The 16,603-nt window shown below is 73.5% G+C and carries 17 protein-coding genes; 7 read left to right on the top strand and 10 right to left on the bottom strand.

Annotation, left to right across the window (positions count from 1 at the left end):
* Positions 1 to 28: 28 nt before the first annotated feature.
* The 3 genes from IGA62_RS07395 to IGA62_RS07405 all read right to left on the bottom strand — a co-directional run bounded on the left by IGA62_RS07395 (position 29) and on the right by IGA62_RS07405 (position 2,834).
* Positions 29 to 991, bottom strand: a complete 963-nt coding sequence (locus IGA62_RS07395) for a zinc-binding dehydrogenase (RefSeq protein ID WP_145815669.1) — start codon at positions 989 to 991, stop codon at positions 29 to 31.
* A 177-nt stretch (positions 992 to 1,168) separates the two neighbouring features.
* On the bottom strand, positions 1,169 to 2,347 hold the full coding sequence (locus IGA62_RS07400; RefSeq protein ID WP_145815668.1) for an NAD(P)-dependent malic enzyme: 1,179 nt from the start codon (positions 2,345 to 2,347) through the stop codon (positions 1,169 to 1,171).
* Positions 2,348 to 2,486: 139 nt separating this feature from the next.
* Entirely contained in the window at positions 2,487 to 2,834 is a 348-nt protein-coding gene (locus IGA62_RS07405; protein WP_232624909.1) for a S24/S26 family peptidase, read from the bottom strand.
* Positions 2,835 to 2,918: 84 nt separating this feature from the next.
* Between IGA62_RS07405 and sodN the strand changes: the two genes are divergently transcribed.
* The 3 genes from sodN to IGA62_RS07420 are packed head-to-tail and all read left to right on the top strand — an operon-like array spanning position 2,919 to position 4,278.
* Positions 2,919 to 3,323 (top strand): superoxide dismutase, Ni, encoded by a 405-nt coding sequence (gene sodN / locus IGA62_RS07410; RefSeq protein WP_091451141.1) that lies wholly within the window; start codon positions 2,919 to 2,921, stop codon positions 3,321 to 3,323.
* Positions 3,320 to 3,850 carry a GNAT family N-acetyltransferase gene (locus tag IGA62_RS07415; protein ID WP_425325897.1) on the top strand — a complete coding sequence of 177 codons (531 nt, stop codon included), beginning with the start codon at positions 3,320 to 3,322 and terminating at the stop codon, positions 3,848 to 3,850. Before sodN ends, IGA62_RS07415 begins: the two co-directional genes overlap by 4 nt.
* A gap of 17 nt (positions 3,851 to 3,867) precedes the next feature.
* Positions 3,868 to 4,278, top strand: a complete 411-nt coding sequence (locus IGA62_RS07420) for an ATP-binding protein (RefSeq protein WP_377464320.1) — start codon at positions 3,868 to 3,870, stop codon at positions 4,276 to 4,278.
* A gap of 33 nt (positions 4,279 to 4,311) precedes the next feature.
* Here the strand turns inward: IGA62_RS07420 and IGA62_RS07425 are convergent, their stop codons facing one another.
* Positions 4,312 to 4,704: a hypothetical protein gene (locus IGA62_RS07425; protein ID WP_145815667.1), complete on the bottom strand. Its 393-nt coding sequence runs from the start codon at positions 4,702 to 4,704 to the stop codon at positions 4,312 to 4,314.
* A gap of 41 nt (positions 4,705 to 4,745) precedes the next feature.
* Between IGA62_RS07425 and IGA62_RS07430 the strand changes: the two genes are divergently transcribed.
* Both IGA62_RS07430 and IGA62_RS07435 read left to right on the top strand, forming a co-directional pair.
* Entirely contained in the window at positions 4,746 to 5,693 is a 948-nt protein-coding gene (locus IGA62_RS07430) for a diacylglycerol/lipid kinase family protein (RefSeq protein ID WP_091451149.1), read from the top strand.
* A gap of 425 nt (positions 5,694 to 6,118) precedes the next feature.
* Positions 6,119 to 6,376 (top strand): WhiB family transcriptional regulator, encoded by a 258-nt coding sequence (locus tag IGA62_RS07435; RefSeq protein ID WP_088982262.1) that lies wholly within the window; start codon positions 6,119 to 6,121, stop codon positions 6,374 to 6,376.
* Here the strand turns inward: IGA62_RS07435 and IGA62_RS07440 are convergent.
* The 4 genes from IGA62_RS07440 to IGA62_RS07455 are packed head-to-tail and all read right to left on the bottom strand — an operon-like array spanning position 6,364 to position 9,926.
* A complete protein-coding gene (locus IGA62_RS07440) occupies positions 6,364 to 7,155 on the bottom strand; it encodes a sirohydrochlorin chelatase (RefSeq protein WP_232625050.1) in 792 nt (263 codons plus the stop codon). The genes IGA62_RS07435 and IGA62_RS07440 overlap by 13 nt on opposite strands.
* 44 nt (positions 7,156 to 7,199) lie before the next feature.
* The gene (locus tag IGA62_RS07445; RefSeq protein ID WP_145815665.1) at positions 7,200 to 7,964 is read right to left on the bottom strand and encodes a phosphoadenylyl-sulfate reductase; all 765 of its coding nucleotides are present in this window, start codon (positions 7,962 to 7,964) and stop codon (positions 7,200 to 7,202) included.
* A complete protein-coding gene (locus IGA62_RS07450; protein WP_145815664.1) occupies positions 7,961 to 8,170 on the bottom strand; it encodes a hypothetical protein in 210 nt (69 codons plus the stop codon). The genes IGA62_RS07445 and IGA62_RS07450 overlap by 4 nt, the downstream gene beginning before the upstream one ends.
* Positions 8,171 to 8,213: 43 nt before the next feature.
* The gene (locus IGA62_RS07455) at positions 8,214 to 9,926 is read right to left on the bottom strand and encodes a nitrite/sulfite reductase (RefSeq protein ID WP_145815663.1); all 1,713 of its coding nucleotides are present in this window, start codon (positions 9,924 to 9,926) and stop codon (positions 8,214 to 8,216) included.
* 384 nt (positions 9,927 to 10,310) lie between these two features.
* Here IGA62_RS07455 and IGA62_RS07460 point away from each other — a divergent pair, with 384 nt between their 5' ends.
* The gene (locus IGA62_RS07460; protein WP_232624910.1) at positions 10,311 to 11,864 is read left to right on the top strand and encodes a glycosyltransferase family 39 protein; all 1,554 of its coding nucleotides are present in this window, start codon (positions 10,311 to 10,313) and stop codon (positions 11,862 to 11,864) included.
* Positions 11,865 to 11,940: 76 nt separating this feature from the next.
* On the opposite strand, the gene IGA62_RS07465 is transcribed toward IGA62_RS07460, so the two are convergent.
* Both IGA62_RS07465 and IGA62_RS07470 read right to left on the bottom strand, forming a co-directional pair.
* A complete protein-coding gene (locus IGA62_RS07465; protein ID WP_145815661.1) occupies positions 11,941 to 13,473 on the bottom strand; it encodes a PAS domain-containing sensor histidine kinase in 1,533 nt (510 codons plus the stop codon).
* 61 nt (positions 13,474 to 13,534) lie between these two features.
* Entirely contained in the window at positions 13,535 to 14,566 is a 1,032-nt protein-coding gene (locus IGA62_RS07470; protein ID WP_145815660.1) for an SIS domain-containing protein, read from the bottom strand.
* A gap of 187 nt (positions 14,567 to 14,753) precedes the next feature.
* Between IGA62_RS07470 and IGA62_RS07475 the strand changes: the two genes are divergently transcribed.
* Entirely contained in the window at positions 14,754 to 16,574 is a 1,821-nt protein-coding gene (locus IGA62_RS07475; protein WP_232624911.1) for a tetratricopeptide repeat protein, read from the top strand.
* The last annotated feature ends 29 nt before the right edge of the window (positions 16,575 to 16,603 follow it).

Below are 16,603 nucleotides of genomic sequence, written 5' to 3' on the forward strand. Positions count from 1 at the left end.
CCGTCGTCGGTGCGGGGCGCCGCCGGGATCAGCGGGTGTGGTCGACGACGACCTTGCCGAAGACGTCACCGGAGTGCAGCCGGGCGAACGCCTCCTCGACCTGGCTGAACGGGTGCACGCTGTCGACGACCGGGCGCACCCCGTGTTCGGCGCAGAAGGCGAGCAGCTGCGCCATGTCGTCCGGGGTGCCCATCGAGGTGCCGAGGATCTGCAACTGCATGGCGAAGATCCGGCGCAGGTTGACCTTCGGCTCGTGCCCGGCGGTCGCACCGGAGACGACGATCCGGGCCATCGGCGCGGCCGACTTCAGGGAGTGGTCGAAGGTGGCCGCGCCGACCGTCTCGACGACCACGTCGACCCGCTCCGGCAGCCGGGCTCCCGGCTCCACGGCGGTCGCGCCCAGCGCGGCGATCCGCTCCCGCTTGGCCGCGTCCCGGCTGGTCGCGTAGACCCGCTTCCCCATCGCCAGGGCGAGCGCCACGGCCGCCGTGGCGACCCCGCCACCGGCGCCCTGCACGAGCACCGCGTCGCCCTCGTCGACCCGCCCGACGGTCCTGAGCATCCGCCAGGCGGTGAGCCAGGCGGTGGGCAGGCAGGCGGCGTCGGTGGCGGAGAGCCCGGCGGGCAGTGGCAGCAGGTTCGACCGGGGTACGGCCACCCGCTCGGCGAGGGTGCCCTGGGCGTGCTCGGAGAGGAGGGAGATGCCGCGCGGGTCGCCCTTGTCGGCGATCACCGGGTAGACGACGACCTCGTTGCCGTCCGGGCCGACGCCCACCGCGTCGCAGCCGAGGATCATCGGCAGGCGGTCCGCGCCCAGGCCGACGCCGCGCAGCGACCAGAGGTCGTGGTGGTTGAGCGAGCTGGCCAGGACCTGGACGGTCACCCAGTCGTCGTCCCAGGGGGTCGGCTCGGGCTGCTCTCCCACGGTGAGCGCGGCGAGCGGGTCGGCGTCGTCGAAACGGGAGGCAAAGGCGGCACGCATGGTCGGCACGGTAACAAGGATGACGGCAGCGGCGCAGCCCCCGAGGAGGTGACCCTCGGCCACCACGCCGCTGCGCCGCGTCCGCGCCGGGGCGGCTATTCGTCCGTACCGTCCGGCTCTGCCGGAAAAGGGCCCCCTCCCGGCCGGCGGGCGGCGGGTGGGGCCCCTTTTCGGAGTTCCGACGGTTCAGGCGCGGGCGACGCCGTCCGCGCGGGCCGCCTCCGCGACCGCCTGGGCGACGGCCGGGGCGACCCGGGGGTCGAGCGGCGAGGGCACGATCGCGTCCGCGGTCAACGTCTCGCTGACCACCCCGGCGATCGCGTCGGCCGCCGCCACCTTCATGTTCTCGGTGATCCGGGTGGCCCGGGCGTCCAGCGCGCCCCGGAACACACCGGGGAAGGCGAGCACGTTGTTGATCTGGTTGGGGTAGTCGCTGCGCCCGGTGGCGACCACCTCGACGTGCCGGGCGGCCACCTCGGGGTGCACCTCCGGGGTGGGGTTGGCCAGGGCGAAGACGATGCCACCGGAGGCCATCCCGGCAACTGCCGCCTCCGGGATCTGACCACCGGAAACCCCGATCAGGACGTCCGCGTCACGCAGCGCCTCGGTGATGTCCCCACGCCGCCCGGCGGCGTTGGTGAGGGCGGCCAGTTCGGCCTTGGTGGCGGTGAGGTCGGCACGGTCCGGGCCGATGATGCCCCGCGAGTCGCAGACCACCACGTCGTCCGGGTTGACGCCCCCGGCGATCAGCATCTTGGTCACCGCGATCCCGGCCGCGCCGGCACCGCTGACCGCCACCCGCAGGTCACCGAGCTTGCGGTTGAGCAGCCGGGACGCGTTGCGCAGGGCGGCCAGCACGACGATGGCGGTGCCGTGCTGGTCGTCGTGGAAGACCGGGATGCCGAGGGCCTCGTCGAGGCGACGCTCGATCTCGAAGCAGCGCGGCGCGCTGATGTCCTCCAGGTTGATCCCCCCGAACGACGGGGCGAGCGCCGTCACCGCCGTGACGATCTCGTCCACGTCCTGGGTGTCCAGGCAGATCGGCACGGCGTCCACGCCGCCGAACTGCTTGAACAGCACCGCCTTGCCCTCCATCACCGGCATCGCCGCGCGGGGACCGATGTTGCCCAGGCCGAGCACGGCCGAGCCGTCGGTGACCACCGCGACGGTGTGCGACACCCAGGTGTACTCGTCCACCAGGGCGGGGTCGGCGGCGATGGCCTCACAGACCCGGGCGACTCCCGGGGTGTAGGCGAGGGAGAGATCCTCGCGGCTGGTCAGCGGCACCGTCGAGGTGACGGCCATCTTGCCGCCGACGTGCAGCCGGAAGACGGGATCAGCGGGATCCACAGAAGACGATGACATGGTGACTCCAGGATCTGTCGAGCAGATGGACCGGCCAACCGGGCCACGTGGTCAGCGGCAGCGGGCAGCGCGCGGTGCGGGGGTCACCCGGACACTGCCCGAGCATAGTGTCCGGGATGAAACTCGAATGTGAGTAGGGTCATAACGGTTGCTCACTGAATCGTCGAGGTCGCGGCCAGTAGCGCGCCACCACCCGTCCCCACACGTCGGCCACGCCATGGACGCGGGAGTCGTCGGTGACGAACTCGTTGTCGCCGCGTACCCACCAGCCGCCCTCCGCCGGGCGGACCGCGCGCTTGACCACGAGCAGGCCCGGACGGCTGCGGAAGACCGCGACCACGATGTCACCCGCACGGACGGCACGACCGCCGGTCCGGACCAGCAGCGCGTCCCCGTGCCGCAAGGTCGGGACCATGGACGGCCCGGTCACCAGTACGGCGGCCAGCGGCCCGCGCGGCCGGGGCGTACCGCCGCCACCAGCGGTCACCGGGTTTCACCTCCGCACCGTCGGGGAGCAACTCCAGGAGTAATGTCATGTCGGATCATCGCAAACGTCCCATGGAGGATCCCGATGCGTCTTCCCCGCATCTTCACGCCGCGCGTGACCGTCAGCGCCCACTGCGACCTGCCGTGCGGCGTCTACGACCCGGCGCAGGCCCGGATCGAGGCCGAGTCGGTCAAGGCGATCTGCGAGAAGTACCAGGCGAACACCGACCCGGAGTTCCGCACCCGCGCCCTGATCATCAAGGAGCAGCGCTCCGAGCTGGTCAAGCACCACCTGTGGGTGCTGTGGACGGACTACTTCAAGCCCGCGCACTTCGAGAAGTACCCGAACCTGCACACGCTGTTCAACGAGGCCACCAAGCTGGCCGGCGCCAACGGCGCCAAGGGCACCATCGACCCCGCCAAGGCCGACGAGCTGCTCCAGAAGATCGACGAGATCTCCAAGATCTTCTGGGAGACCAAGCAGGCGTGACCCTCGGCGCAACCGCACCGACGATCCGGCCGGTACGTCCCCGGGACGTACCGGCCGTCGTCGCCATGGTGCACGAGCTGGCCGATTACGAGCGGGCCGCCGACCGCTGTCACCTCACCGCCGGGCAGCTCGAGGCGGCGCTGTTCGGCCCGGCGCCGACCCTCTTCGGTCACGTGGCGGTCGACGCCACCGACCGGCCGGTCGGGTTCGCCCTCTGGTTCCTCACCTTCTCCACCTGGGAGGGAACCCACGGCATCCACCTGGAGGACCTCTACGTCCGGCCGGCCGCCCGCGGCACCGGGGCGGGACGGCTGCTGCTGGCGGCCCTCGCCGCGCTCTGCCTCGAACGGGGCTACCGGCGGCTGGAGTGGATGATGCTCGACTGGAATCCCGCCGCCGGCTTCTACCGGGCGATCGACGCCCGCACCATCGACGACTGGGTGCCGTACCGGCTGGACGGGGCGGCGCTGCGGCGGCTGGCGGCACAGGCCACCGTTGACGAAGCGGCATCCGGTCCGACCGGGTAGAGTCCGCGACCGGGGGGATGAGCGTGACTCAACTGACCGGGCGGACGACGGCCGACGAGGACGTCGTACACCTGACCGTGCCCGCGGACGGCGGCTACCTCAGCGTGCTGCGGACCGCGACCGCGGGCCTCGCCGCGCGTCTCCAGTTCGCCCTCGACGAGATCGAGGATCTGCGGATCGCGGTCGACGAGGCCTGCGCCATGCTGCTCGCGATCGCCACCCGCGACGCCGAGCTGGAGTGTTCCTTCGCGGTCACCGAGGACGCGCTGACCGTCGAGGTGACCGTGCCGACGGTCCGGGGCGCAAAGCTGCCGGCCGAGTCCTCCTTCGCCTGGAAGGTGCTCACCGCGCTGACCACGTCGGCCGCCGCGACCGCCGCCGACGGCCGGGCCACCATCTCGCTGCTCACCCGCCGCGCCGCGCACTGACGCCGCCGGGCCGTGCCCGGCCCACGGACGGCGTCAGTCCAGCAGACCGAGTGCCCGGGTGGTGGCCGGGGCGATCAGGAGCGCGCACACGCCCGCGCCGAGCGCCATCAGCGGCACCCCGAGCCAACCCAGCCCACCCTCGATCATGTACCAACCGATCGGCAGGAGCATGAGCTGGAGCACGATCGCCGGGGCGCGGGCGCCGGCCCGGCGGCGCGCGAGGGCGGTGCCGACCGCCCAGAGCGTGAGCGCGCCACCGGCCGCGAAGACGGTGATGAGCACCGCCGAGGCAAGGTCGACCGCGTCCGAGGTCAGGTTCTCGTAGACCAACCAGACGGCGACCAGCCCGAGGGCGACCGCCTCTCCCCTCAGCAGGCGGACCGCCGCACTCAGCGTGGTGGGCACCGGGTCGGAGTCGATCGTCACGGCGACACGATACCCGCGCGGGATCGCGGTACAGTCCGCCCATGCGGGCCGTCCTGGTAGTCAACCCGAAGGCCACCACCACGAGCGAACGCAGCCGGGACGTGCTGGTCCGGGCGCTGCGCAGTGAGGTGGACCTCGCGGTGCGGTACACCCGTCGCCGTGGGCACGCCACCGACCTCGCGCGCGAGGCGGCCGAGGAGGGCGTCGACCTGGTCGTCACCCTCGGTGGTGACGGCACGGTCAACGAGGTGGTGAACGGGCTGATGACCGCCGAGCCACCGACGGTCACCGGCGGCACGTCGGCCGACCGGCTGCCCGCGCTCGCCACGGTGCCCGGCGGCTCGACGAACGTCTTCGCGCGGGCACTGGGTCTGCCCCGGGAATGGCCCGACGGCACCAGCATGATCCTGGAGGGGCTCCGACTGGGTCGCTCCCGGACGATCGGGTTGGGCCGCGCCGACGACCGCTACTTCACCTTCTGCGCCGGCTTCGGGCTCGACGCGGCGGTCGTGCATCGCGTGGAAATGGCACGGAAGCGAGGCCGTGTTTCCACTCCGTCGCTATATCTTCGCGCTGCGGTGAATCAGTACTTCCTCGGCTCCGACCGACGGCATCCGATGATCCGGTTGGAGCGTCCGGGAGAGGAGTCGGAAGGCGAGTTGGCGACGGCCATCATCCAGAACACGGCCCCTTGGACGTACCTCGGTGATCGGGAAATCAACCCCAACCCGGACGCATCATTCGACCTTGGCCTTGACGTGATGGCGCTTCGTCAGCTAAGGGTGGCGAGCACGTCACGCACGGTCACCCAGATGTTCTCCCGGCACCCGGACCCCCGTGGACGACAGGTGCTCCGCCTTCACGACGTGGCCGAGTTCACCTTGGTCGCGAGCCGCCCGCAGGCGTTCCAACTCGACGGGGACTACCTTGGAGAGCGGGAAAAAGTTAGATTCACATCCGTACCGGCCGCACTGAGAGTAATCTGCTGAGTCTGGGGTACCACCCTCGGTTGGCGCGGCGGGCGACGCGCCGGAGGGCGAGGTGCCGGATATGCCTGCAATGTCGTGCGGACTGTACTATATTGATCCTCGGCTACGGGGCGGCGCGGTGGGGCCGGCTCGGGAAACCGGGCAAATAGGTCGTGAGCTTGCTCACCGCCGAGAAGTTTTTCGGAGCGTCACCCTTGACATTCCAGTAGTTCGTGAAAGTATTCACAAGCGGACTTGAGTTACCGGGACATTGCGCGGATATGCTCGACATGATGAGCTGTTCCTCGCTGCCCCAGGGCTAACGGCCTGCTCACGCAATGCTGATTAGATGAACGCGAACCGTCACCATCGGCACTGCGTATGCGAATAGGAAAACGGAAAAGCAAAGAACTGCCACCCATCTCAGAATGAGGAGTGTTGCCGCCATGGACTGGCGCCACCATGCTGCCTGCCGCGACGAGGACCCGGAGCTGTTCTTCCCGATCGGGACGTCCGGGCCGGCTCTGCTGCAGGTCGAGCAGGCCAAGGCCGTCTGCCGGCGGTGCTCCGTGACCGACGAGTGCCTGAAGTGGGCACTGGAGTCCGGTCAGGACGCCGGCGTCTGGGGCGGAATGAGCGAGGAGGAGCGTCGCGCCGTGAAGCGTCGCGGCGGTCTCCGAGTGCTGCGCGCTCACTCCGCCTGACCACACACCACCGAACGCCCCGCCAGCCCGCTGGCGGGGCGTTCGCCTTTCTCCCCCGGGGTGATGCGGCTCAGGAGCAGGCGGACCAGGTCCGGGGTGTCGCCGAGCGGGGCGGAGACCGCGACCGCGCCGGCCTCCCGGGCCACCGCCGTCACCGCATCGTGGAACAGCCCCGGTGCCAGGAAGTACGCCGACACCGCCACCCGCCCGGCCCCCGCCGCCCGGAACCGGGCCACCGCCGCACCGGTGGACGGCGCGGCGGCCGAGGCGTACGCGACCCGGCAGGGCACCCCGTAGCTCGCCCCGAGCGCGGTGGCCACCCGTCCCACCGAGGCACGGGCCCGCGCGTCCCGGGTGCCCGCCGCCGCCAGCACCAGCGCGTCGAACCGGCCCGGTTCCGCCTCGGCCAGTCGCTGCCGCAGCCCGGCCAACAGTGTGGCGTCCACCACCGCACCGACCGGACCGAGCACGTCGGTCACCCGTACCGCCATCGGTGGTCCGGCGGCGCCCGCCTCCGCGACCGCCGCCGGCACGTCCACCCGCCGGTGGTAGGCGGCGGTCAACAGCAACGGCACCAGGACCGCCCGGGGATGACCGACGGCGGCCAGCCCCCGCAGCACCTCGACCGGCGTGGGCTCGGTGTGGTCCAACCAACTCGGCAGGACCACCGCACCGGGACGGGCGGCGGCGACCGCCCCGGCCAACGCCCGGGTCGCGGCGGCGGCGCGGGGATCCCGGCTGCCATGGGCGACCAGGACGACCGGATCGACCCCGGCCACCGCCGCCGGACCGGCCGCGGCAGGCCGCGCCGGTGTTCCGGGGGTCAGACGTGCAGTCCGCACTCGGTCTTCTCGAACATCGCCCAACGGCCGGCGCGGGGGTCCTCCCCCGCCTTCGTCCGCCGGGTGCAGGGCCAGCACCCGATCGAGCCGTAGCCCTGCCGGAACAGGTCGTTCACCGGCACCCGGTGCCGGGCGACGTAGGCGTCCACGTCCGCCTGGGTCCAGGCCGCGATGGGGTTGACCTTCACCTTGCCGCGCCGCTCGTCGAATCCGACCACCGGGGTGTTCGCCCGGGTCGGCGACTCGTCCCGGCGCAGCCCGGCCGCCCAGGCGTCGTACCCGGACAGCGCCCGCTCCAACGGTTCGACCTTGCGCAGCTGGCAGCAGTCGTCCGGCGACTTGTTGAACAGCCGGGGCCCGTACTCGCCGTCCTGCTGGCCGACGGTCAGCCGGGGACGGATCGAGCGGACGTTCACCGGCAGCGTACGGGCCACCTCGTCGCGGATCCGCAGGGTCTCCGGGAAGTGCAGGCCGGTGTCCAGGAAGACCACGTCGACGCCGGGCGCGACCCGGGAGACCAGGTGGGCCAGGACGGCGTCCGCCATCGAACTGGTGACGCAGAACCGGTCGCCGAAGGTCTCCGCCGCCCAGCGGGCGATCTCCAGGGCCCCAGCGCCCTCCAGGTCCCGTCCGGCCCGGGTGGCCAGCTCACGCAGCTCGTCCGGGCTACGCCGGTCCGGCTCGGCCGGGCCGGGGCGGCCGGCGCCGACCAGCCCGAACCCGGCCGCCGACACCAGCCCGCTCATCGCGGCACCGTCCCGTCGACCGCCGGCCGGACGGCCGCGTCGGCTGCCGGCCGGGAAGCCGCTCGGGAGAGCAGCCCGTTGAACTTCACCGTGAAGACCCGGACGCAGGCGTGGCACTCCCACACGCCGTGCCCGGCCTCGCTCGGGCGTAGATCCTCCTCGCCGCAGTACGGGCAGTACAGCGGCACCGAACGGGTCTCGCTCATCGTGTCCCCCCACCGCGACGGGATCCCACGTCGAATCGCTCGTTCACCGGAGTTCCTCCTCGTCGACCCGGATCACCCAGTTGGCGAACCTCTCCCCCTCGGTGCGGCTGGCCAGGTAGCGCCGGGCCACCCGTTCCACGTACCCGGGCAGTTCCTCGGCCGTGGTCTTCAGGCCGCGCAGCTTGCGGCCGAAGCCGGCGGTCTGGCCGTGCGCCATGCCCAGCCCACCGCCCAGGTGCACCTGGAAGCCCTCGACCTGGCGGCCGTCCGGGCCGACCACGATCTGGCCCTTCAGGCCGATGTCGGCGACCTGCGTCCGGGCGCAGGCGTTCGGGCAGCCGTTGATGTGGATCGAGATGTCCGCGTCGAACTCGCGCAGCCGCTCCTCCAGCCGGGCCACCAGCTCCTCGCCCCGGGCCTTGGTCTCGACGATCGCGAGCTTGCAGTACTCGATGCCGGTGCAGGCCATCGTGCCGCGCCGCCACGCCGACGGCCGGGCCTCCAGACCGATGCCGCGCAGCGCCGCCACCAGCGAGTCGGTCCGCTCCGGCGCGACGTCCAGCACCAGCAGCTTCTGGTACGGGGTGAGCCGCACCCGGTCGCTGCCGTGCGCGGCGACCACGTCGGCGAGCCGGGCGAGCTGGGTGCCGGAGACCCGCCCGACGACCGGGGCCGCCCCGACGTAGTACCGCCCGTCGGCCTGCTCGTGCACCCCGACGTGGTCGATCGGGCGGGACGGCAGCTCCGGGGCCGGACCGTCCAGCAGCGCCCGGCCCAGGTACTCCTTCTCCAGCACCTCGCGGAACTTCTCCACGCCCCAGTCGGCGACCAGGAACTTCAACCGGGCCCGGTTGCGCAACCGGCGGTAGCCGTAGTCGCGGAAGATGCCCACCACCCCGGCCCACACGTCGGGGACCTCGGCCAACGGCACCCACACCCCGAGCCGCTTGGCGAGCATGGGGTTGGTGGAGAGACCGCCACCTACCCAGACGTCGAACCCGGGGCCGTGGTCGGGATGCTCCACCCCGAGGAAGGCGATGTCGTTCGCCTCGTACGGCGTGTCGACCAGCCAGGAGATCGAGGACTTGAACTTGCGGGGCAGGTTGGAGTACTGCTTGTCGCCGACGTACCGCCGGACGATCTCGTCGATCGCCGGGGTCGGGTCGACCAGTTCGTCCCTCGCCACGCCGGCGACCGGACTGCCGAGCACGATCCGGGGGCAGTCCCCGCACGCCTCGGTGGTCTGGAGGCCGACCGACTCCAGCCGCCGCCAGATCTCCGGCATGTCCTCGACCCGGATCCAGTGGTACTGGATGTTCTGCCGGTCGGTGATGTCGGCGGTGTCCCGGGCGAACTCCCGGGAGATGTCGGCGACCACCCGCAGCTGCGCCAGGCTGAGCTGCCCACCGTCGACACGCACCCGGAGCATGAAGAACTCGTCCTCCAGCTCGTGCGGCTCCAGCACGGCGGTCCGCCCACCGTCGATGCCGGCCTTGCGCTGGGTGTAGAGGCCCCACCAGCGGAACCGGCCGCGCAGATCCTGCGGGTCGATCGAGGCGAAGCCCCGGTGCGCGTAGATGTTCTCGATCCGGGCGCGGACGTTGAGCGGGTCGTCGTCCTTCTTCATCCGCTCGTTCGGGTTGAGCGGCTCGCGGTGCCCGAGCGCCCACTGTCCCTCACCCCGAGGCCGGCGGGGGGCCCGGGCGGCGACTGCCGCCGGGCGCTCGGGCCGAGCCGGGGTGCTGTTGACGGCCATCGCGGCGTCCTCCGTTGTCTGGTGATCGCGTCGGTGCGAGCGCGGGACGCGCCGGCCGGCCCGGAATACCGGGCGGGGAGACAACGGTGTCGGGGAGCCGGCGCGGATGCGCGCCCGAGACGAATGAGTCGGGCGTCGTCAGTGGGCCGGACAGATGGCGCTGCGGACGCGACCGTAGTCGACGTGGCGGCGGGCCACGAAGCGGCGCTCGACAGCGGCGGTCATGTCGCCCATGCTGCCACACCCACGAGAACCCGGCCAAGGTCCCGGTGCGCCATCCCACATCACGGGCGACCTCGGAACACGCGCTCCGGACCGGGCCGAACCGATCGACCTGTCCCGATCACCCCGTCGGCGACGACCGACGCGTGCGACGCTTCGGGGGTGGTCGGCGGATCCGACGTACCGGGCGGCTGGCGGGAGCGGATCCGACGCGCCGGCCGCCCGGTCTGGCTCTGGCCGACTCTGCTGACCCTCGCCGTCGCCTCCGCCGGGATCGGCCGGGCCCAACCCTGGCGGGACGAGCTGGCCACCTGGAGCGCCGCCACCCGTCCGCTGCCCGACCTGGCCCGCTTGGCGGCCACCGTCGACGCCACCCTCGCCCCGTACTACCTGCTCACGCACGGCCAGGTGGCGGTCCTCGGCGACTCGGTGACGGCGCTGCGCGCCCCGTCCGTGCTGGCCATGGCCGGGGCGGCCGGCCTCACCGCCGTCCTCGGGGAGCGCCTGTTCGGCGTCCGGGCCGGCCGGTGGGGCGGGCTGCTCTTCGCGGTGCTGCCGAGCACCTCCCGGTACGGGCAGGAGGCCCGGCCGTACGCGCTCGCCACCCTGCTCGCGGTGGCCGCGACGGTGCTGTTGGTGGCGGCGCTGCGCCGGCCGGGCCGGGGCCGGTGGGCGGCGTACGCCGGGGTGGTGGCCACCCTCGGCCTGGCGCACCTGGTCGCGCTGACCCTGCTCGCCGCGCACGCCCTGGCGGTGCGGGGCGCGGTCCGCCGCTGGCTGCTCGCCCTGCTGCCGGCGACCGCCGTGTCGATCCCGCTGGTGCTGCTCGCCCGGGGGCAGCAGTCCCGCCAGTTGAGCTGGGTGGATCCGGCCCGCCTCGGCGACCTCGCCGGACTGCCCGGCTCGCTCACCGCCAGCGCCGTGGTGGGTGGCCTGCTGGTCGGACTGGCCGTGGTCGGCGCCGCCCGACCGGCCGGCGACGCTCCGTCCGGGGCCGATGCCCTCCGAGCGGTCGGGGGTGCCCCGGCCGATGCCGGTACCCCCCGGTCGGCGGTCGGCGGCCGGACGGCGGGACGGACGACCGCCGACCGGCGGTGGGGCTGGCTCATGCTGGCGGCGGTGGCCGCCCCGGCCGCGCTGCTCTTCGCCGCCGGGCTGGTGACCGCCGTCTGGGTGCCGCGCTACCTCGTCTTCACCACGCCGTTCCTCTGCCTGCCCGCCGGAGCGCTGCTCGCCTCGGTGCGCCCGGGGCCCGCGCTGGCGGTGGTCGGCCTGACCGCCGTCCTCGGCGTTCCCGCCCAGCTCGACCTGCGGCGTACCCACGACTGGCCCCGCTCCGCCCAGGTCGACTACCGGGCGGCAGCCCGGATCGTCGCCGCCGGGCAGCGCCCCGGCGACGGGGTCGTCTACGGCTCCCGCGACGGCTTCCTCTTCCTCGACCTCGGCCTGGCGTATCACCTGGGCGACGAGCGTCCCCGCGACGTGCTGGCGGTACGCGACCCGCGCCGGGCCGGTGACCTGCGTGCCACCGAGTGCGCGCAACCGGCCCGCTGCCTGGCCGGGGTGGACCGGGTGTGGCTGGTGGTGGCCGGCAACCGGGCCGATCCGGTGGCCGCGCTGCCGACGGCGAAGCGGGAGGCGCTCGACGGCTTCGCCACCACCGACCGCGCGACGGTGCCGGGCATCACCGTCGCCCTGCTCGCCCGGCCACGCTGAGGTGGATGCAGGGGACCCCTGCTACTCAAAAAGCGGTAGGAAGGGTCCCCTGCAACCACCTCAGCCTGCAACCACCTCAGCGGGGGCGGGGCGCGGCGAGCGGAACGACCAGCACCGCCTCGGTGCCGCCACCGGCGCGGTTACGCAGCTCGATGCTGCCGCGCAACTCCCCGGTGGCCAGGGCCCGGACGATCTGGAGGCCCAGGTTGCCGCCGCGTTCGGCGTCGAAGTCGGCGGGCAGCCCTCGACCGTTGTCGTCGACGGTGACGTGCAGTTGCTTACGGAAGCGGTGCGCGGAGACCACCACCTCCGCCCCGGCGGACACGGTGCCCGGTTCGGGGGCGGAGTCGCTGGGCGGAAAGCCGTGCTCCACGGCGTTGAGCAACAGTTCGTTGAGGACCATCACCAGCGAGGTGGCGATCTCGGCGGGCAGGACGCCGAAACTGCCCTCCCGGCGCATCCGCACCGGGGTGTCGGTGGCGGCGACCTCGGCCGCCGCGCGGGCCACCCGGTCGACGATCCCGTCGAACTCGACCGCCTCGTCGCTGGACATGGAGAGGGTCTCGTGGACCAGCGCGATCGAGGCGACCCGGCGTACCGATTCCTCCAGAGCGGCCCGGGCGGCGGGGATACCGACCCGGCGGGCCTGGAGCCGCAGCAGCGCCGCCACGGTCTGGAGGTTGTTCTTCACCCGGTGGTGGATCTCCCGGATGGTGGCGTCCTTGGTGATCAACGCCCGGTCGCGGCGACGGACCTCGGTGATGTCCCGGACCAGCACCAGCGCGCCGATCGGCACGCCGGCCGGCATCAGCGGCAGCGCCCGGGTGAGCATGGTCGCACCCCGGGCGTCGATCTCGCGGCGGGGCGGGGCCTCGCCCCGGAGCGCGGCGAGGATGCCGTTGGCCGCGTCGGTGCCCTCCAGCGGGTCGGTGGCGAGCCGGCGGTGCAGCACCGCCAGGTCCTCACCGACCAGGTGGGAGGCGAACCCGAGCCGCCGGTACGCCGACTGGGCGTTCGGGCTGGCGTAGGTGACCTTGCCGCTGGCGTCGAGCCGGACCAGCCCGTCGCCGACCCGGGGCGCGGAGGTGGTCTCGCCCGGATGGCGGGGCGGCGGGAAGGTGCCGTCGGCGAGCATCTGGGCCAGGTCGTCGGCGGTGGTCAGGTAGTTCAGTTCCAGCTGGCTGGGCGTGCGGGCGGTGGAGAGGTTGGTGTCCCGCCCCACCACGGCGATCACCTCACCGGCCTCGCCGTCGGCGGTGCGCAGCCGCACCGGGATGGCCTCGTGCCGGGCCGGGACGTCGCCGTACCAGACCGGGTCGCCCTCCCGCCAGATCCGGCCCTGGCTGTACGCGATGGTCAGGTGGGCCACCTCCGGCCCGCCGACGATCCGTCCCACCTGGTCGTCCAGGTATGCGGTCGGGGCGGTCGTCGGGCGGACCTGGGCGACGCAGAGGAAGCTCTCGTCGCCGTCCACGGGCACCCAGAGCAGCAGGTCGGCGAAGGACAGGTCGGACAGGAGCTGCCAGTCGCCGGCGATCCGGTGCAGGTGGTCGACGTCGGCCGGACGGAGCTGGGTGTGCTCCTCGGCGAGTTCGCGCAGCGTGGACACCTCGACAGCCTGCCACGCCGGATCGCACCCCGCCCGGTCGGCCACCGCACGGGCACCTCGGTCACATGGTCGAGGTGACCTTCTTCAACCCGCGCGGGGCGTCCGGGTCCTCGCCCCGGGCGAGCGCCAGGCTGAGCGCCAGCCGCTGCAACGGCAGGATGTCGAGCAGTGGCGCGTACCGCTCGTCGACGTCGGGGACGACCATCCGGGTAGCACCCTCGACGTCCGCGGAGCCGACCACGACCACGTCGGCACGGCGCTCGCCGAGCCGGGGCAGCACCTCGCGCATCGAGCGCCCGCCGAGACCGGAGCCGACCACGGCCAGCACCGGCACGTCCGGGTCGGTCATCGCGAGCGGGCCGTGCAGCAGGTCCGCCCCGGAGAAGGCGAGCGCCGGCAGGTAGGAGGTCTCCATCAGCTTCAGCGCCGCCTCCCGCGCCGTCGGGTAGGCGTACCCGCGACCGGTGGTGACCAGGCGCGCGGCGAACCGGTAGCGGGCGGCGAGCTGGGTCGGGGTGGGGTCGGCGAGAGTGCGCGCGGCGAGGTCCGGCAGGGCGTCGAGCGCCGCGCGCTCGTCGGCCGGCAGGCTGCCGTCGCCGTTGCGGATGCCCTCGACCAGCAGCAGCAGGGCCAGCAGTTCGGCGGTGTACGTCTTGGTGGCGGCGACGGCCCGCTCGTGCCCGGCGGCGATGTCGACGCTCAACTCGGCGGCCTGGGCCAGCGGCGACTGCGGGGCGTTGGTGACGGCGAGGGTGAGCGCACCGGTGGCGCGGGCCACCCGGATCACCTCCACCAGGTCGGGCGAGCCGCCGCTCTGGCTGACCCCGACCACAAGGGCGTCGGAGAGGTCCGGCCGGGCGCCGAAGACGGTGATCGTGCTCGGCGAGGCGAGCCCGGCCGGGATGCCGAGGCGGATCTCGGTGAGGTACGCGCCGTAGAGGGCGGCGTGGTCGGAGGTGCCGCGCGCGGTGAAGACCACGTGCCGGGGCCGCCGCCGGGCGATCACCTCGGCCACCCGGGCGATCGGCCCGGTGTGTTCGGCGGAGAGCAGCCGCGCGAACCCGGCCGGCTGCTCCTCGATGTCGGTGGTCATGCCAACCCCTGGACCCGTCACCGGTAACCTCCCCCTCCTGCGCGTTCCCGCGCGCTTCGTGCTCAGTCTTGCATCTTTCGCCGCGACTAGGCAACGCAACGAGCATGAACGCGCAAGGGGGGTCACAGGAAGCCTGTCATCCCCTACGCTGACCGCACCCGAGAACCACGCCGAGTGAAAGGGCACCGTGTCCGAGGGAGAGGACGACCCCCGCCTTTCCGCCGAGGGCGAGCTCGCCCTGGCCCGTCTCGCACTCGACCAGGGCGATCTGCGGCACGCCGCCGGCCACCTCGCGGGCGCGATCGCGTACGCCCCGACCATGCCCGAGGTGCACGAGACGCTGGCCCGGATCGCTGCGGTCAGCGGTGGCGGCATCGACCTCTTCCCCATCGAGCAGCACGTCTTCGTCGGAGCGGTGGTCGCCCGCGCGCACCTGCTCGCCGCCGCCGGCCGCCCCGGTGAGGGGCTGGAACTGCTCGCCGCCGCGACCGGGCACGCCCCACAGGCCGACTGGGCCGGGGTGCCCTGGGTCACCGCGCCCGAGCTGGCCGAACGGCTCGACCCGGAACGGGGCGCGCGGATCCTCATGCAGGTCTGCGCGGCCGTACCCGACCCGGTGCCGAAGGCCGCCCGCGCGCCGCTGCGGCCGTACCTCACCCTGGCCCGGCACGCGGTCACCGCGCACGCCGAGCACGGCCTGCTGCTGGGGGCGGCGTCCGCGCTGGCCCGGCGGGTCGGCGAGGTCGAGCTGGCGATCCGCTGGGCCGCCCGGGGCGTCCGCGCGCAGCCGTCCAAACTGGGCGAGGTGTGGCTCGGGTACGCGTACCGCAGCGCCGGCCGCACCCGGGAGGCGCTCGCCGCGCTCGGCCGCGCCGTCGAACACGACCCCGACGACCTCGCGGTCTACGCCGACATCGCCGGCACCCTGGCCGACAACGGTCGCCTGGACGAGGCCCTGACCTGGGTCGACCGGGCGTTGGCCCGCGATCCGACCTTCGACTGCGCGGTGCACACCGCCCACCGCCTACGGCACCAGCGGGACGGGCGGGTCGGCCACCTGGTGGCACTCGCCGACTTCGTCCGGGACCACCCCGACGATTCCCACGAGCACGGCGACCTCGCCGAGTGCTGCCGGGGGCGACCGTGGCTCGGCCAGCTCACCCCGGCCGGCGGGCCGGCGGTGGAGGCGTTGCGCCAGCTCACCGCCACCGACCGGGTCAGCGGCGGGCCGCCCCTGCGGTTGCCCGCCCCGCCACCGCCGAGCGCGTTGCGGATCCTGGCCACGAGCCGTCCCGGCCTGCGGGTGGCCGCCGCCGAGGTGACCGGACCGGATCCCCGCACGCCCCGGCGGGCCGGCGTCCGGCCGCTGTGGCGGTACACCGGCGACGGCGTCGTACCGCTGGTGCCGACCCCGTCGGCCGAGGCGGTGGAGCGGATCCAGCAGCTCGCCCACCCGGCCTGGCCGCACCCACCGGCGGCGTACGACGCGGCGGTCGGACTGGCCACCCTGGACGGCGCCGATCTGATCGCCCTGCTGGCGCATCCACCGGCCGCCCCGGCCACCGCGCTCGGCATGGTGCTCGGTCAGGACCCGTCGCTCTGGGTACGGTGCGTGCAGGTCTGGGCCTGCCTGGGGCTGCTGCACCACCGCACCGACGAGCCGTGGGCCGGCTCGACCCGTCGCCGGATGCTGCTCGACCTGGTCTGGGGCGTGGAGGACTGGACCACCGAGGCCGCCCTCTTCGCGCTGGTCACCGCCGCCTGGGTGGATCCGACGGTCCGCCCCGACGTGGCCCAGGTGATGGCCGCGCGACTCGCCGACGCGATCGCGGTGAGCCGGGAGCGTCCGGTGCCGATCCTCGGCTCCCTGGCCCATCTGGCACTCGCCACACCCGACCTGGAGGAGGCGAGCACCCTGTTGGCCGCCCGGGTGGTCGGCGAGCCGCCGGCCGGGAATCCGCTGCGCCGGCTCTGGCGCCGGTTAGCGAGCCGCTTCCGCCGACGCTGACCGCTTCGGCCCGGATCCCGCCGACGGCC

The sequence above is a fragment of the Micromonospora sagamiensis genome (assembly GCF_014680085.1).
GTDB classification, from domain to species: domain Bacteria; phylum Actinomycetota; class Actinomycetes; order Mycobacteriales; family Micromonosporaceae; genus Micromonospora; species Micromonospora inyonensis.

Excerpts from the sequence above, each read along its gene's own strand:
- IGA62_RS07400 (WP_145815668.1), bottom strand. The coding sequence starts at position 2,347 with ATGTCATCGTCTTCTGTGGATCCCGCTGATCCCGTCTTCCGGCTGCAC.
- sodN (WP_091451141.1), top strand. The coding sequence starts at position 2,919 with ATGCGTCTTCCCCGCATCTTCACGCCGCGCGTGACCGTCAGCGCCCAC.
- IGA62_RS07420 (WP_377464320.1), top strand. The coding sequence starts at position 3,868 with ATGAGCGTGACTCAACTGACCGGGCGGACGACGGCCGACGAGGACGTC.
- IGA62_RS07430 (WP_091451149.1), top strand. The coding sequence starts at position 4,746 with ATGCGGGCCGTCCTGGTAGTCAACCCGAAGGCCACCACCACGAGCGAA.
- IGA62_RS07435 (WP_088982262.1), top strand. The coding sequence starts at position 6,119 with ATGGACTGGCGCCACCATGCTGCCTGCCGCGACGAGGACCCGGAGCTG.
- IGA62_RS07445 (WP_145815665.1), bottom strand. The coding sequence starts at position 7,964 with ATGAGCGGGCTGGTGTCGGCGGCCGGGTTCGGGCTGGTCGGCGCCGGC.
- IGA62_RS07450 (WP_145815664.1), bottom strand. The coding sequence starts at position 8,170 with ATGAGCGAGACCCGTTCGGTGCCGCTGTACTGCCCGTACTGCGGCGAG.
- IGA62_RS07455 (WP_145815663.1), bottom strand. The coding sequence starts at position 9,926 with ATGGCCGTCAACAGCACCCCGGCTCGGCCCGAGCGCCCGGCGGCAGTC.
- IGA62_RS07470 (WP_145815660.1), bottom strand. The coding sequence starts at position 14,566 with ATGACCACCGACATCGAGGAGCAGCCGGCCGGGTTCGCGCGGCTGCTC.